We start from the raw sequence: 15,849 nt of genomic DNA on the forward strand, positions 1-15,849 counted from the left end.
GCTATAAAAACGTGAAACTCGCTATAAAAGATTATTTCAGAGATTTGTTTAGGCTGATTTACCAAGAAAAGTGGGTACCACATGACTTTATTCAGTAAACTAAGGCTATTTTCATTTTACACATCGATGAACTGGTTCATTTTGCGAAATTATACGTATAAGATAATATAGAAGATGAAATGAATCAGGGAGATGAAGGAATGATTGTTTTAAAATCAGCACGTGAGATTGAAAATATGAAGGCAGCGGGCAGGCTGCTCGCTTCCGTACATAAAGAATTGCGCAAACTCATCAAGCCGGGGATAACCACTTGGGAAATCGACCAGTTTGTTGAGGATTACTTGAAAAAGCATGGAGCCACTCCTCAGCAGAAGGGCTACCGTAACTATCAATATGCAACGTGTGCCAGCATCAATGATGAGGTTTGCCATGGCTTTCCTCGGAGAGAGGCGTTGAACGATGGCGATATCGTCACGATCGACATGGTCGTCAACTTGAATGGCGCCCTCGCCGATTCAGCCTGGAGCTATGCAGTCGGCAATATCAGCGAACAATCGCAAAGGCTGCTGGAGGTAACAAAAGAGGCATTATATCGTGGCATTGCTGCATCCGTACCAGGCAACCGGGTCGGCGATATCGGCCATGCGATCCAGTCCTATGTGGAGGGTGAAGGCTTTTCTGTTGTGCGCGAATTCATCGGCCACGGCATTGGCTCCGTGATCCATGAAAAGCCTGATATTCCGCACTATGGCCTTCCAGGCAAGGGGCCGAGGCTAAAGGAAGGCATGGTGTTCACGATCGAGCCGATGGTCAATGTCGGTGAGTGGAAAACAAAGATGGACGATAATGGCTGGACAGCAAGAACAGTGGACGGAAAGCTGTCTGCCCAGTATGAGCACACCATTGCGATCACGAAGGATGGGCCTGTCATTTTGACAGAACAGGATTAAAAATGCTTCGGGCTAAATCGTAGTTTGGTCCGGTCATTTTAACAGAACAAGATTAACTATTTCATCGGGCTGAACCAAAGTTTGGCCCGATCATTTTATCTTTTTGTGAAAAAAATTTTCATTACCCGTAAATAATGATGAAAATTCTTTGGTAAAATAAAGTGGTCAGAAAGGGGCGGAAATATGGCCAGTGAACTGAATGGACAAAATGTCATCGTAAAAATAAATGCGATCTACTCATCTCTTTCCTCAAAGGAAAAAACGGTCGCAGATTATATATTAAATAATACTCAGGAAATCATCCATCTATCGATCACCGAATTTGCGGAGCAAGCCTCTGTTGCCGAAGCAACGATTTTCCGCTTTTGCAAAAGGCTTGGATTCAGAGGGTATCAAGCTTTCAAAATCGCCCTTGCGAGTGAGCTAGTGGAACCGATTAAGAATATCCATGAAGAAATAAAGGAAGAAGATGAGGTCGTAACCCTTGCGCAAAAAGTTTTCGCGGGGCATATCGAAGCAATGAAGGAAACGCTGAATCTATTGGATGCCAAAGTACTTGAAAGTATCATTGATGTTCTTGGCAAAGCCTCGAGAATCGATTTTTACGGATCAGGAGGGTCATCGGCCATTGCGCTTGATGCCTACCATAAATTTCTCCGGACAGGCATTCATTGCAATGCCCACAGTGATGGCCACCAGCAAATTATTTCTGCAGCGCTGCTCGGGCCCGGGCAGGCGGCGATCGGCATTTCGCATAGCGGCAGCAATAGAGATGTCATAGAAGCATTGAAGATAGCAAAAGCTAACGGGGCAGCGACCATCGCGATCACAGGCCATTACAAGTCGCTTTTGTCGAAAGAAGCGGACTATGTACTGTATACCACATCACGAGAAACACTTTTCAGGTCTGAAGCCTTGTCGTCAAGACTGGTTCAGCTAAGCCTGATTGATGTGCTTCACGTCGCCGTATCTGTCCGCAGGCAGGAACAAACTCTTGGCAACCTGCAAAAAATCAGGGAAGCGATATCGATTAAGAGATATTGATGATGAAAAATATTTTCATAAAATAGATATACATACGAAAAAATATTTGATACTATCAGATTATAACGAAGCTCTTTTCGGAATCACAGAGATTAGTCGGGAAATTCAATCGAAAAAGAGCACTGACGAAAAGGAGTGCATCACAGTGAAGCTAGGAATGGTTGGCCTTGGAAAAATGGGTTATAACTTGGTATTGAATTTAATGGAAAATGGCCATGAGGTTGTGGCGAATGATATAAATGAGGAAGCAATGCAGAAAATCAAAGCAGAAGGTGCTGAGATTGCTGCTGATTATAAGACAATGGCTGAGATGCTGCCAAAGCCGCGCGTGATCTGGCTGATGATTCCTGCCGGTGAATTGATCGACCAGGTGATCGAGAAGTTCACGCCATACTTAGAGGAAGGCGACATCCTGATTGATGGCGGTAACTCAAACTATAAGGATACGTTAAGGCGTGCTGAAAAGCTTTCTGCTTCAGGAATCCAGTTTATGGACGTAGGAACAAGCGGCGGAATGGAAGGCGCGCGCAATGGTGCCTGCACAATGATCGGCGGCGACGCAGAAGTTTTTGCCCATGTTGAGCCAATCTTCAAGGACATTTCGATTGAAAAAGGCTACCTTTACACTGGAAAGGTCGGAAGCGGCCACTTCCTGAAAATGGTGCATAACGGAATCGAGTACGGAATGATGCAGGCAATCGCTGAAGGTTTTGAGATTCTTGAAAAAAGCCCATTCGATTACGACTATAAGGAAGTTTCACGTGTATGGAACCATGGTTCCGTCATCCGCAGCTGGCTGATGGAGTTAATGGAAAACGCATTCGATAAAGAACCGAAGCTTGAAAGCATCAAAGGTGTCATGCATTCATCAGGCGAAGGAAAGTGGACGGTCGAAACTGCACTCGATCTTCAAACCGCTGCTCCGGTCATCGCACTGTCATTAATGATGAGATATCGCTCTCTGGAAGAAGATACTTTTACAGGTAAAGTAGTTGCTGCGCTAAGAAATGAGTTTGGCGGGCATGCTGTTGAAAGAAAAGAAAACTAAAAACCAGGTTCTCCTCTATATGAGGGGAACCTTTTTTATGTTCATAAAATTATCCTTTTTATCAAGATGGCTACGTTGCTTTTTCCGTTATAGTGGAAGTGAATACTGGAAATGGGGGCGCAGGCTGTGAAAACAAAGTGGTATTTCTTCTTTCTGACAACGATAGCCATTTCGGCTCTTTTATATGCTTTTCTTGGAATCAGGGGGGATAAACCGACAGAAGTTGGCGTCTTGATGATCGGCGAAAACCGTTATGAGAAATTCACCGGTCTGGAAGCGGGATTGAAGGATCTGGGATATAGCGCCAAGGAAGTCCATTTTACGGTGAAAAATGCACATGATGATGAAGAGCTGATTGACAAGCAAATTGATCAGCTTCTAGAAGAAGATCCCGACCTGATCGTTACGCTCGGCGGAATTGAAACCCTTAGGCTAAAGGAAAAAATGGATGAGGCCAATATCGAGATTCCGGTTGTTTTTGCAGGACTTGCGGCGCCGAAGGAACTTGGTTTGATCAAAGATTACAAGTCGCCAGGTGGCCTTTTTACAGGAATTAATAACTACCATGCCAGCATCTCTGGCAAGCGTCTCGAGATGCTGACTTCACTCGTGCCCGCTATTAGCAGGGTGCATGTGATTTATGACAGCAAGATTGATGTCAGCAAATTAAGCCTTGAGGAAACGAGGCATGCAGCCAGTGAGTTGGGGGTGGCCATCGCCCCATGTGATGCTTCAAAACAATGTCTGGATACTCTATGGAAATCGGTTGGTGAAGGAGAGGCAATCCTTGTCCTACCCAGTTTCAGGATCGAATCTCTGACAGAAGAGATTGTGAAACTGACCGAGGAGAAAAAAATACCGGCTATGGGATTGTATGATTTTGAAGCAGAGAAGGGGCTGCTGGCAAGCTATGGGTCTAGCTTTTATTCACAGGGCTACCAGGCTTCAAGGTTCGTCAGCCTGATACTTCAGGGGAACAAGCCGGGGGAATTGCCTGTCGAACTGCCAGATGGGATTCGCTTTGTAGTCAACCAGCAGACGAAGGACGCGCTTGGAGTCGCCATTAATCAGGATTTGCTGCATATCGCCGAACTGATCCATCCTGAAGTTCAAGGAGGCAGGGAGCGATGAGAGTTCTGATTGATTTCATGCACTCGCAGACAATTCGCAACAAGGTCCTTGTATTTGGAGTAGTGATGTCGACGATTCCGCTGCTGCTAATCAGTTTATATTACTATTCTTTTGTAAAAGCGGATTTGGAAACAAGAATCGTCGAAAAACAGCATTTGGTGCTCGAGAATCTGTCTCGTGAAATCGAGTATGAATTCAGCCAGACCTTCCAGCGGATCCATGTCCTTGCATCTCTTAATCTTTTGGATGAAAAACAAAGCGCGTTATATGAACTCCTGCAGCAAAGCGAATCAATCGAGGAGGTCATCATTGCGGATGATCAGGGCTTTGTGGAAAAAAGGGTGTCCCGCTACGAACTCAATATTGCAGGGAATAACGAGCGCTGGTTCACGGATGATATGTGGTTCCAACTGCAAACTCGTGACAGGGTGTATGGCCAGGTAGAGTTCAACCAATATGGCCAGCCTGTCATGAAACTGGCGATTCCTTTTTACGAAGATGAGTCGAAAAAAGCGATTGGGGTCGTTGTCCAGCTCCAGAAGATCATCGGGAAAATTTCCTCGATGCGGCAGGACCATTCCTCATATATTTATTTAGTCGATGATAAAGAACGGGTCATTGCCCACCAGGATTACAGCAAGCTCTGGCAAAAACAGGCATCTGGAAGCCAGGACGAGATTGGTGTAACAGCAGAAATTGCTGACTTGAACTGGGTGCTGGTGATGGAGCAGCCGAAAACAACGGCTTTTGCCCCAATCAACAGGATGCTGCAAAGCGGCATAGGCGCAGTCGCCCTGCTGATTTTAACCGTCAGCTTGATCAGCGTTTGGGCAGGGCTTTATTTTACAAGGCCAATCGTTTCAATTGACAGGGAAATGAACAATTTGAAGAAAGGCCGCAAAATTGAGCCGGTTAAGATGAAACGGACCGATGAGCTGGGTAAGCTTGCTGATTCGTTCAATGATATGAGCAAGGAGTTGCTTGAAAAATCAAGGCTGCTCGAGCAGGAGAAGGAAAGGCTCGATGTGGTTGTCAACGGGATTGGTGCCGGGTTGGCGCTCGTGACGAAGGAATACCGAATCACCTGGATGAATCCGATTTTAAAAGGGTGGCTGAAGGAGGACCGGTTGACCCTGCCTTGTTACGCGGTGATTGGCGGGGAGAATATGCCTTGCCTGAATTGTCCGATTACTTGTCCGGACCTTGATAAAATCGCCGACGAAGTCATGAAGTTCAAGGACGGTGCAAATGGCGAGCGGATTTTCAGGCACAGAGTTTTTCCGCTTAACCACGCGATCGAAGAAGAGGGGGAGTTCCTCGTCGTGCTTGAGGATATCACCGAGCAAAAACAAATGGAAGAAACGATGATCCAGACAGATAAACTAAGCGCGCTTGGAATCATGGCTTCGAGCTTCGCGCATGAAGTCAATAATCCGCTGGCGACAATCAATGTATACGCAGAAGATTTGATCGACAGAATCCAGGGTGGTGACGAGGACCTTGATGAAGAAGAAATGGAACATTATCTTCGTAAAATCAAGGAAAATACCGAGCGCTGCAAACGGATTACAGGTAACCTGCTTAATTTTTCCCGGAAGAATGATTGGACAGATGACCGAATTCGAGTGAAGGAAATCATTGGAAATAGTGTCAGCCTGGTTGAGCATCAGCTGAAAAAGCAGCGAATCCAGCTTGAAATTCATGTTGATGAAGGGCTCCCAGCCGTGAATGGGGATGGCCTTAAGCTGATGCAGGTCATCGTCAACCTGATCAATAACGCGGTGGATGCAATGGAAAGCGAAGGAAAACTGATCGTTTCCGCGTCAGTATGCAGTGGGGAAGCAGTTTCAATAAGAGTGACCGACAGCGGTCACGGAATCCCTGCCGAAGCGATGGATAAACTGTTTGACCCATTCTTTACGACAAAGCCAGTCGGCAAAGGAACCGGCCTTGGTTTGTCAGTATGCTACGGAATCATCCAGCAATTCGGCGGGAGCATCACCATTGACAGCAAACCATCAGAAGGAACGACGGTAGAAATCCAACTGCCTGCAGGGCGTTCCATGAGTGCAGCAGGGGATGTGGAAAATCAGCCAATAGAGATGGATAATAGTATCGGCAGTCGTGAAGAATTTGCAGTGGACCACGGTATCAGCAGTCGTGTCCCAGGAGAAAGAATAGCAGTGGACCGCGAAGAGAACGGCGAGCCGTCGGAACAAGAAACAGTGGAGGTGGGCTGTGATGTCAGCAACGAGATTGCTAGTCGTTGACGATGAACAGGATTTGCTTGATCTTTTGGTAAGAAGGCTGAAGCGTAAAGGATTTGACGTGGACAGCGCTGGCACGGCCGAGGATGCCCTTGAACTCATGAAGAAGAATGAATACGACATTGGCGTCTATGATATCAGGCTGCCGAACATGGACGGCATCGAGCTTTTAAAAGAAACAAAGAAAATCCAGCCTGATGTGGAAGTGTTGATCCTGACGGGGCACGGGACGATTGATACCGCGATTGAAGCGATGAAGGTGGGCGCCTTCGATTATATCACCAAGCCTTACAATCTATCAGAATTGGAATTGACGATTGGCAAGGCTGCGGAAAATAAGGCGCTCAAAGAGAAGAATGCTTCGATGAAAAAGATCATCGCCCAGCATAATGAGTTCAACATCATCGGTGACAGTGGCAATTTTAAAGAAGTGCTTGAGATGACGCGGCGGATTGCCGACAGTGATGTGCCTGTCCTGATTGAGGGCGAAAGCGGCACCGGGAAGGAGCTGTTCGCGAAGGCCCTCCATTACTGGAGCAGCCGTGCTGATGAACCTTTCGTGCCGGTGAACTCCGGTGCGCTTCCAGAGCATCTGCTGGAAAGTGAATTGTTCGGGCATGCCCGCGGTGCTTTTACTGGAGCGAGCCAGGATAAGAAAGGCTTGGTTGAAGCAGCGAAGGGCGGCACGCTGTTTTTGGATGAACTCGGTGAAATGCCGCTGGCGCTTCAGGTAAAATTGCTGCGATTCCTAGAAACGGGAGAATTCCGCCGGGTCGGCGATGTCAGGGAGAGGCATGTTACTGTCCGCGTCGTCGCTGCCACGAACCGCGACATGGAAAAAGAAGTTGCTGAAGGGCGTTTCCGCGAAGATTTGTATTACCGTTTGAATGTTGTGAAGCTGACGATCCCGCCGCTGCGTGAACGGAAGAGTGACCTGCCTGCGCTGATTGACCATTTCATCGGGAAAACCAAAGATCCATCGAAGCGGCTGTCGGCAGAAGCACTGGCAGCGCTTGAAGAGTACGATTTTCCGGGGAATGTCCGGGAGCTCAGCCATCTGATTGAACGCGGTGTGCTTCTATCGAAAGGAAGCATGATCCAAGGTGATGACTTGCTTTTGCCTCATTCTGCAAAAATAAAGGCTGAGATAGAAGTTCAGCTTTCTCCGCTATGCTCCTTGGAAGAAGTCGAAAAAGTGCACATCGAAAACGCTTTGAAACAGATGAACTGGAACAAAACGAAGGCTGCGGATGTGCTGGGGATCAGTGTGCGGAATCTTTATCGGAAGATTGATCAATATGGGTTGAAAGAGTAGCTTTGAGGTGGGCGGCGAACTGGAAAAAATCGCTCAAAATTTCCAGTTCGCCAATATAATTTGATTTTCGCCAATAAATAGGGTCAAATCGCCAATAAAATCATTTTTTCGCCAATAAAACGAAATTATCGCCAATAAAGTTGTGAACATCGCCAATAAAAATTGTCACAATTAAATAAGAGGTAATTTAAGCACAAATATCGAATGATTAGGAGAATTATATAGAAGGAGTGAAGCTTTTGATAGCGAAAAATCGATCCATTCCAAAAGAAATAGAGATGTATGAGGCCATAATAAGGCGATTACCGGCAAATCATCCACGAAAAGCAGAATTTGAAAACAAGTTATCCCGAAAAAAGGCAGGCTACAAAGGTGAAAAAGAATTAGATTACCACATCTCTCAAATCAACCACTCTAGTTTTACCATCCTGCATGATATCAGAATCCCCTACAATGATACTCACTTCCAAATAGACACCTTATTCATCTCCAATTCCTTAATGATACCGATTGATTCCAAGTATTATGCCGGGACGCTCGAATTTTACCCTGAGTTCAATCAAATGATCCAATATTTAAACGGAAACGAAAAAGTATACCCTGATCCTATCCTCCAGACTAAAATACAAGGCCGACAACTCGAAGCATTTCTACGAAGTCATCAATTTTCTCCGCCTCCGTTTGAACCGCTCGTTGCCATCACCAATTCACAAGCCCTGATCAAAAACCCAACCCAAAATAAGGAGGTCAGCTCAAGAGTTTTCAAGTCCCCAGGCATCTTGTATAAAATCAGACCGTATCTTGAAAAATATCAAGAAGAAGTACTTACGGATCAAGATATAAAGAAAATAGTCAAACTTTTGTTGAGGAAACATTCACCTTATCTTCCGGACTTAACAGAACTTCCTTATAGTGATTTTCAGAAAGGAGTGGAGTGCCCAGCCTGCAATACAATTGGCATGGAAAAGTTTCATAGCCTATGGGGATGCAAGAAATGTGGACATACTTCAAAGGATGCCCATGTTGCTGCCTTAAAAGATTACTTTCTCATTAATGGACAGTCGATTACTAACAGGCAATTCAGGGATTTTCTTGGAATTCCCTCCATCCACCAGGCTAGGAGACTGCTGTCCCAGCTGGACCTGATAATTACCGGCGAGAAGAAAGGAAGAGTCTATACCCCAGGTAAAAACTTCTAAGCATTCAAGCTCATTCCGTGCCCGTGCAGGATACCACGCCTTCCTGCACGCCATGCCAAAGTGCAGTACCAAGCAAAAATGTAATATGCCAAGCTAGCAGTACCAAGCTATAATGTACCCTGCCATTCCTACACACCATGCCAAAATGTCACATGCCAAAATTGCAGTACCATGCCAAAATGTCACATAACCAGCGGATGAGATCGAATCAAAAATTCGATTTCATCCGCTTTTTCTCGTTCACAAAAGTGTCACGATTTCCCCGCGCCTTACTCCCTCAAGCACTCCACCAGTCCGAACCCCTAATAATCCACCATGCCAAAAAAGTTGGCACGCAGCTTGCATTATAAATAAGCAAAGAAAAAAATAAAAAAAAGGATGTGGCATTATGCTATCCAATATTGGGATTCCTGGTTTGATTTTAATCCTTACTCTGGCGCTGATCATCTTCGGTCCGAAAAAGCTGCCTGAAATAGGCAGGGCGTTCGGACAGACGCTGAAGGAATTCAAGAAATCGACTCGTGAGCTGACAAGTGATATTACCGATGATATCGCGGATGACCTTAAGGAAATCAAAAAAGAAATCTAAACGCATAAAAAGAGGTGATTGGAAATGGGTCTTTTTTCAAATGAGAAAAAGGTAGATTACGATAAAATCGTCGACAAGATGCTTCCAGATGCTAAGAAGGAAATGGATGAATCACAGTATGACACAGAGCTCGGCCTGAACATGGCGCGCGATGCTAGGAAGGTCATCAGCGGTAAACTGAAAATCGAAGACTTCCATAAAGTCTATTCTTCATCACTGACAAAGGAATTCGGCAACTACTACGCTTCAGCTGATGGACCGGATATCAGGAAGGGTGACGGGCCGAAATGGGCGATGGTCATCGACCTGAAAAAATGCGTTGGCTGTGATACATGTACTGTCAGCTGTAAGGCTGAGAACAGGACGCCGCCGGGGATTTCCTACAATGTCGTCATGGAATCACTTGAAGGAGAATTCCCGAACATCAAGGCAGTCAACCTGCCAAGACCGTGCATGCAGTGTGACAAACCGGCTTGTGCCCAGGTTTGTCCGACAAGAGCGACTTATAAAATGGAAAACGGAATTGTCGCAATCGACAATGACCGCTGCATCGGCTGCCGCTACTGCATCGTTGCCTGCCCTTATGGCGCGCGCTCCTTCGATTTCGGCGAAAGCTATGAACAGGAAATGCAAGGCGCGAATGATGTCACAAGCCCAGAATACGGCGTTGAACGCGGAACTCGCGAAAAAGGCAAGACGCCGATCGGCACAGTCCGCAAGTGCAGCTTCTGCTTCCACCGCCTGGAAAGAGGCGAAGAGCCGGCATGCGTGGAAACGTGCATTGGCGATGCCCGCTTCTTCGGTGACATCAGTGACCCGAACAGTGTGGTATCGAAGCTTGCTGCAAGTCCAAGAGCATTCCGCCTGAAGGAAGAGCTTGGAACACATCCGAATGTCATTTATCTAAGATAGGAGGGACTGGCGATGGCCAATCTTGCTGTTGATTTAAAAGAGAAAAGCACATCAAAATCAAAAGTCAATGTGACCGTATCGAAAGCTTTTAAAATATGGATTTCAGCCCTAACTGTTGCCTTTTTGATCGGTGGTTACTTTATCGTCGAGCGCTTCATCACCGGGCTGGCGGCTACGAATCTATCAAGCATCACCCCTTGGGGTGCATGGATTGCTTTTTACATCTTCTTCGTTGGTTTGAGTGCGGGATCGTTCCTGCTATCAACCTTGATTTACGTTTTCGGGATGGAAGAGTACGAGAGAGTCGGTAAGGCGGCGCTTTTCACCGCGATTGTCTGTATGATCGTCGCGCTGACCTTCGTGCTGATGGACCTTGGACGTCCGGAGCGGATGCTCAATGCGATCATCTATTGGAATGTCACTTCACCACTTGCCTGGGAGGTCCACTTTTATCTAGTCTATATCGGACTTCTGGCAGTTGAGCTTTACATCGCGATGAGGGAAGACCTCGTCCGCGCTGCAAAAACGAATTCATTAAAAGGCTTTGTCGCAAAATTGATTACGTTCAAAAACGCAACCATCAATGCAGCGACGAAAAAGCGTGATCATATGTGGATGAAAATCCTCGGTACCATCGGGATTCCGCTGGCCATCCTCGGGGTGCACGGCGGAACAGGAACCATCTTCGCTGTTGTAAAAGCAAGACCAGCATGGCATACAGCTCTTTTCCCGATCATCTTCGTCGTATCAGCAATGGTTTCGGGAACGGCTCTTCTTTTAGCCATGTATATCATCAAGAAAAAAGTGCAGAAACAGCCGATTGACCAGGGCATGGTTGTATCACTGGCAAAACTGATGGTCGGCTTCCTGATCATCGACCTTGGTCTTCAATTCTATGAATATCTGATTGGCTGGTACGGCCTTGAGGCAGAACACCTTGATACGCTGGCAACGATGATGGCCAGTGAAAAAGCCTGGTCGTTCTGGATAGTCCAAATGTTCCTTGGAGCCGTCATCCCGATCACAATTGTCTTCTGGAAAAAAACAAGCCAGAACGTCAATGCACTGCTTGCAGCCGCGGTACTGATAGTTATCGGAATCATCGGCGTCCGCTTCAACATTGTTCTGCCGCCGCTTGTGGTGCCAGTGTTCCACGAACTGCCATGGGGCAATTACGCGCCGACAATAAAGGAATGGATGGTCAGCGTCGGTGTTGTCGCGATGGGGCTATTAATCTACTCATTCGGTGAGCTGCTGCTGCCAATCGAAGAAACTTCTGACGAGGTGAGCCATAATGGAAAATAAACCAATGAAACGCCGTGGGTTTTTAAAAGCGCTCGGAACGCTCGGAGCGGTCGCATTCGTCGGACCGGCATTCGTCGGGCCAATCAAGCAGGTCATGGGCGACGTCTGGATCGATACACCGCACGGAACCGGTACGGATTATCAAGATTACACGGCCGAAAACGTTATTTTCACGTCATGCCAGCAGTGTAATGCGACATGTACGATCAAAACCTATATCACAGCCGGAGCGGCAGGAGGGGCATACTCCTCCATCGTCCGCAAGATTGCCGGAAACCAGTACAGCCCGATCAATATGGTGCAAATCGGCCATATCAACTACGACACACCAGTATCGCAAGCGGTAAAAGGAACCGGGGATGTTGCCAAGATGGGTCGCGGACTACGCGGCGGACGCACCTGCTTGAAAGGGCAGGCTGGCATCCAGACAAACTATGATGCGTTCAGGATCCAAAAGCCATTGAAGCGTGTAGGCGAACGCGGCAGCGGCGTGTGGAAAACAGTCAGCTGGGAAGAGGCCTACAAGGAAATCCTCGAGGGCAGCAAGGACCTTCGCACTCCTGGGTTAAAAGAAATGTGGAAATACGCACCGGAAGCTGCCGTCATGGCGGATTGGGATAAATTGAAGGCTGGCGAAATGACCAAAGCTGATTTTGATAAAAAATATAAGGATGTCCTAATTGATACGAATCATCCTGATTTTGGACCAAAGGCGAACCAGATCGCCGTCATGTCAGGACATAGACGTGAATTCATCGAGCGTCTTGCAGCCAACAGCCTTGGTACAGCGAACTATTATGATCACGGCGGCTACTGCGGCATCACGAGCGTAATGGGAAATGTCCGCTCACATGATGCTGAAAAGGCGAAGAAGCGGATGATTCCGGATTATGACAATGCGGAAATGGTCATCGTCTGGGGAACAAACCCGATGGTCGCAAACCGCGGGCCAACCACATTCGCGCCGCAAATCACAAATGCGATCGACCGCGGCATGAAAATGGTCGTCATCGATCCACGCTATAGCAAGACAGCAGAGAAAGCCCATGTCTGGGTTCCGGTAAAACCGGGTGGCGACGGAGCACTAGCGATGGCAATGTCCCGCTGGATCATTGAAAACAACCGATATGACGATATTTACCTTCGCAATCCGAACCAGGAAGCAGCGAATGAGGATGGCGAAACAACATGGAGTGATGCCTCTTTCCTTGTCAATGTCGGCGAAAAGAAGCGTCCGTTCGTCCGTGCCCAGGACCTTGGAATCGGTGGCGAGGAGTTTGTGGTCATCGAAAATGGCAAGCCAGTTTCCCATGCGAAGGCAAGAAACGGCGAGCTTGATGTGGATACGACCATAAATGGCATCAAAGTGAAATCTGTCTTCCGTATTTTTAAGGAAAGAGTCATGGAAAAATCGATGGAAGAATACGCAAAGCAGGCCGATGTGCCAGTGGACCAGATTGTCCAGATTGCCCGTGAATTCACATCCCATGGCAAAAAGGTCGGCATCCATTCTTACCGTGGACCGGCGATGCATACGAATGGCTACTATAGTGTACGCGCCATCAATATGCTGAACCACCTTGTCGGCAACCATGACTGGAAGGGCGGCGACACTGTCCTCGGCGCCAAGTACAAAGCAACCGAAGGACGATACGATCTTGTAACGGTGCCAAACGCTAACAAAGGCTGGGGCATCCCGGTCACAAGACATAAAGTACCTTATGAAAAAACATCATTATTCGAAAAAGATGGCTATCCGGCAAAACGGCCTTGGTATCCATTCGGCAATAAACTGATCCATGATGTCCTTCCAAGCTCGGCTGAAGGCTATCCATACAAAATCAGGGCATTGCTCATCAACAGGACATCACCGGTAATGGCTGGTCCAAGGTCAGAGATGCAGGCGAAATTCATCAGGGATCCTAAAGTGGTTGAACTGGTAGTGGCATCAGATGTCATCATTGGCGAGACTTCCAAATATGCAGACTTCATTTTACCGGATCTTGCGTATCTTGAAAGCTGGAATGCGGAGGATATCTTCCCAATCCTGAAACATAAGTTCGCAGGCGTCATCCAGCCGGTAACGAGAGTTGTACCTGACGCACGGCCAACGGAGCAAGTTTATATCGATTTACTAAAAGGTTTGGGCCTTCCAGGTGTCGGCGACAAGGCTCTTGCTGATGGCTCGGCGATACACACACCGGAAGATTATTACTTAAAACGAATTGCGAATATCGCCTTTGACGGCAAGAAGCCGGTCAAGGACGCAAACGCTGAAGAGCTGGCGATTTTTGAAAAAGCAAGGCAGAAAGCGCTCGGCAAATATTTTGACATCCAGAAACTGAAAAGTGCTGTCAAACCGGAAGAGTGGAAGAAAGTCGTCTACGTATTGAACCGTGGCGGACGCTTTGAGGCAGCAGGAGATGAATATATCGGCAACAAGCTCAAGTATCAATGGGCAAAACAGGTTTATTTTTACGATGAAAAAGCAGCAGGCTTCAAGAGTGCCTACACAGGAAAATTCTTTGAAGGTCTGCCGGTAGCAGAGGAAATCAAGACTTATGACGGCGAAGTTTATAAGCCAAACAAACCGCTGCAGTTCATCAACTGGAAATCAAGAAATATGGCAACGCACCGTACTGAAGGAAATGCCTGGCTCCGTGAAGTGAAGCCGGAAAACTATCTGTGGATCAACCCGATCGACGCGAAGAAAAAAGGCATCAAAACGGATGATGAAATCTACATTACATCCAATAACTCAAGAGTAAAAGGCCGCGCGCTCGTAACACCAGGAATCAAGCCAGGTGTCGTCGGAGCAAACTTCAGCTTCGGCCATGATGCTTATGGCTCTAAGGCAGTCAAAGTAGACGGCAAAACAATCGAGCCAGCCGGAAAATACGGCCACACAGGCTATGAATTCAATAAACCGCTTCATGAAGAATCAGGCTACGCGAAACCGCGCGGACTGGGCTTCTCGGTCAATGCCTTATCAGACCGCGATGGCAGCTATTTCGAAGGCTATCTCGCAGACTTGCTGATCGGCGGACCGGCACAGCAGGACGTATTCGTGGACGTGGACAGAGTGTAAAACAACATCGGGGGATGCCTGGTGGGCACCCCTGAAAACTTGTTGAAAATGAAGGTGGAGACAATGATGGAAGAACGATATGGAAAGCTGGCGATTGCGAATATCATGACAAGCATCTGGCTGGGGGACTGGGACACCTATGAAGCATTCATGAATGATGTCCCTGAAGGAATGCGTAAGGAGCTCTCGTTTCATTCCTTATACAATCGGGATGAAGTGCAGCTCTGGTATGACAATCACTTCTTCATACCGGGAGATCATTTTGTCTCCCCTTACTTTTCTTCTTATACGAAAAATAATGAAGATGAAGAAGCCCGCCGGCATGAATTGCTTTGCCTGATCGGCCTTTATGAAAAAACAGCCTTTTACTTCCCGCTCCAGCAAGATCGGCTGCCAGACCACTTCGGCAGCATGACAGCGTTCATGAGCTCGATTTTACAGGGAGAGATCAAAGCGGAACAAGAGGGCGGCCGCGAACACCTCCAGCAGCTCGAAGAAATAGAGGCAGAGATGCTTACAAGGTTCATCAGGCCGGTCCTGAAACCATTGCTCGAAAATGCAGAGTTGAAAATCAAACATCCATTCTTTATAGAGTTCCTCGGCTTTTACGCGGAAATGATGAGTGAAGAGTGGAAAGTGGCAGCGTAAATGAAGAAACGGTCCTTAAAATGGGACCGTTTCATTTTTATGCCTGATAGCACACCGCAGTCTGAGTCTGACCGCAAAAAAACAGGCACATTAATGTGTGCCTGCTCCAATTACTGCTTTCTTAAGTTACCAAGCTCTTCAGCGATCGCTTGCATTTCATTCGGGCTGAAGGTATTTTTTCGCATGATCATATCATAGATTTCTTTCAGTTCTTCATACATCTCGCCGTCAAAATGTGTCGATTTAATCGCGCCAAGGTTCATGACATTCAATTTTTCCTTGATTTTTTCGATCATGAAATCAACGTTTTCAGGGGAATTTTTAGTTAAGTCCACTCCGTTCAATCCTTTCAA

At 47.0% G+C, this 15,849-nt stretch carries 13 protein-coding genes; 12 read left to right on the forward strand and 1 reads right to left on the reverse strand.

The window, feature by feature from the left end; genetic code table 11:
* Window positions 1-200: 200 nt before the first annotated feature.
* The 12 genes from map (at window position 201) to FOF60_RS04310 (ending at window position 15,496) form a co-directional block, all read left to right on the forward strand.
* Window positions 201-950: a type I methionyl aminopeptidase gene (gene map / locus FOF60_RS04255; RefSeq protein WP_192469617.1), complete on the forward strand. Its 750-nt coding sequence runs from the start codon at window positions 201-203 to the stop codon at window positions 948-950.
* A 183-nt stretch (window positions 951-1,133) separates the two neighbouring features.
* The gene (locus FOF60_RS04260; RefSeq protein ID WP_192469616.1) at window positions 1,134-1,994 is read left to right on the forward strand and encodes a MurR/RpiR family transcriptional regulator; all 861 of its coding nucleotides are present in this window, start codon (window positions 1,134-1,136) and stop codon (window positions 1,992-1,994) included.
* 145 nt (window positions 1,995-2,139) lie between these two features.
* Window positions 2,140-3,042, forward strand: a complete 903-nt coding sequence (gene gnd, locus FOF60_RS04265) for a phosphogluconate dehydrogenase (NAD(+)-dependent, decarboxylating) (protein ID WP_192469895.1) — start codon at window positions 2,140-2,142, stop codon at window positions 3,040-3,042.
* Between the two features lie 126 nt (window positions 3,043-3,168).
* The gene (locus tag FOF60_RS04270; protein ID WP_192469615.1) at window positions 3,169-4,173 is read left to right on the forward strand and encodes an ABC transporter substrate-binding protein; all 1,005 of its coding nucleotides are present in this window, start codon (window positions 3,169-3,171) and stop codon (window positions 4,171-4,173) included.
* A complete protein-coding gene (locus tag FOF60_RS04275) occupies window positions 4,170-6,443 on the forward strand; it encodes an ATP-binding protein (RefSeq protein ID WP_192469614.1) in 2,274 nt (757 codons plus the stop codon). Before FOF60_RS04270 ends, FOF60_RS04275 begins: the two co-directional genes overlap by 4 nt.
* Window positions 6,415-7,755 carry a sigma-54-dependent transcriptional regulator gene (locus FOF60_RS04280; RefSeq protein WP_192469613.1) on the forward strand — a complete coding sequence of 447 codons (1,341 nt, stop codon included), beginning with the start codon at window positions 6,415-6,417 and terminating at the stop codon, window positions 7,753-7,755. The genes FOF60_RS04275 and FOF60_RS04280 overlap by 29 nt, the downstream gene beginning before the upstream one ends.
* A 239-nt stretch (window positions 7,756-7,994) precedes the next feature.
* Window positions 7,995-8,954 (forward strand): nuclease-related domain-containing protein, encoded by a 960-nt coding sequence (locus FOF60_RS04285; protein ID WP_192469612.1) that lies wholly within the window; start codon window positions 7,995-7,997, stop codon window positions 8,952-8,954.
* A gap of 388 nt (window positions 8,955-9,342) precedes the next feature.
* Entirely contained in the window at window positions 9,343-9,543 is a 201-nt protein-coding gene (gene tatA / locus FOF60_RS04290) for a twin-arginine translocase TatA/TatE family subunit (RefSeq protein ID WP_192469611.1), read from the forward strand.
* Window positions 9,544-9,567: 24 nt separating this feature from the next.
* Window positions 9,568-10,455, forward strand: a complete 888-nt coding sequence (locus FOF60_RS04295; RefSeq protein ID WP_192469610.1) for a 4Fe-4S dicluster domain-containing protein — start codon at window positions 9,568-9,570, stop codon at window positions 10,453-10,455.
* A 12-nt stretch (window positions 10,456-10,467) separates the two neighbouring features.
* Window positions 10,468-11,760, forward strand: coding sequence for an NrfD/PsrC family molybdoenzyme membrane anchor subunit (gene nrfD / locus FOF60_RS04300; protein WP_192469609.1), 1,293 nt, complete (start codon window positions 10,468-10,470; stop codon window positions 11,758-11,760).
* Window positions 11,750-14,848: a molybdopterin-dependent oxidoreductase gene (locus FOF60_RS04305; protein ID WP_192469608.1), complete on the forward strand. Its 3,099-nt coding sequence runs from the start codon at window positions 11,750-11,752 to the stop codon at window positions 14,846-14,848. Before nrfD ends, FOF60_RS04305 begins: the two co-directional genes overlap by 11 nt.
* Before the next feature lie 21 nt (window positions 14,849-14,869).
* The gene (locus tag FOF60_RS04310) at window positions 14,870-15,496 is read left to right on the forward strand and encodes a molecular chaperone TorD family protein (protein ID WP_192469607.1); all 627 of its coding nucleotides are present in this window, start codon (window positions 14,870-14,872) and stop codon (window positions 15,494-15,496) included.
* A 110-nt stretch (window positions 15,497-15,606) separates the two neighbouring features.
* On the opposite strand, the gene FOF60_RS04315 is transcribed toward FOF60_RS04310, so the two are convergent.
* Window positions 15,607-15,831 (reverse strand): DUF1128 domain-containing protein, encoded by a 225-nt coding sequence (locus FOF60_RS04315; protein ID WP_192469894.1) that lies wholly within the window; start codon window positions 15,829-15,831, stop codon window positions 15,607-15,609.
* Between the last annotated feature and the right edge of the window lie 18 nt (window positions 15,832-15,849).

It is taken from the genome of Mesobacillus jeotgali (assembly GCF_014856545.2).
GTDB lineage: Bacteria > Bacillota > Bacilli > Bacillales > Cytobacillaceae > Mesobacillus.

Excerpts from the sequence above, each read along its gene's own strand:
- FOF60_RS04295 (WP_192469610.1), top strand. The coding sequence starts at position 9,568 with ATGGGTCTTTTTTCAAATGAGAAAAAGGTAGATTACGATAAAATCGTC.
- tatA (WP_192469611.1), top strand. The coding sequence starts at position 9,343 with ATGCTATCCAATATTGGGATTCCTGGTTTGATTTTAATCCTTACTCTG.
- FOF60_RS04275 (WP_192469614.1), top strand. The coding sequence starts at position 4,170 with ATGAGAGTTCTGATTGATTTCATGCACTCGCAGACAATTCGCAACAAG.
- map (WP_192469617.1), top strand. The coding sequence starts at position 201 with ATGATTGTTTTAAAATCAGCACGTGAGATTGAAAATATGAAGGCAGCG.
- FOF60_RS04280 (WP_192469613.1), top strand. The coding sequence starts at position 6,415 with ATGTCAGCAACGAGATTGCTAGTCGTTGACGATGAACAGGATTTGCTT.
- FOF60_RS04260 (WP_192469616.1), top strand. The coding sequence starts at position 1,134 with ATGGCCAGTGAACTGAATGGACAAAATGTCATCGTAAAAATAAATGCG.
- FOF60_RS04305 (WP_192469608.1), top strand. The coding sequence starts at position 11,750 with ATGGAAAATAAACCAATGAAACGCCGTGGGTTTTTAAAAGCGCTCGGA.
- nrfD (WP_192469609.1), top strand. The coding sequence starts at position 10,468 with ATGGCCAATCTTGCTGTTGATTTAAAAGAGAAAAGCACATCAAAATCA.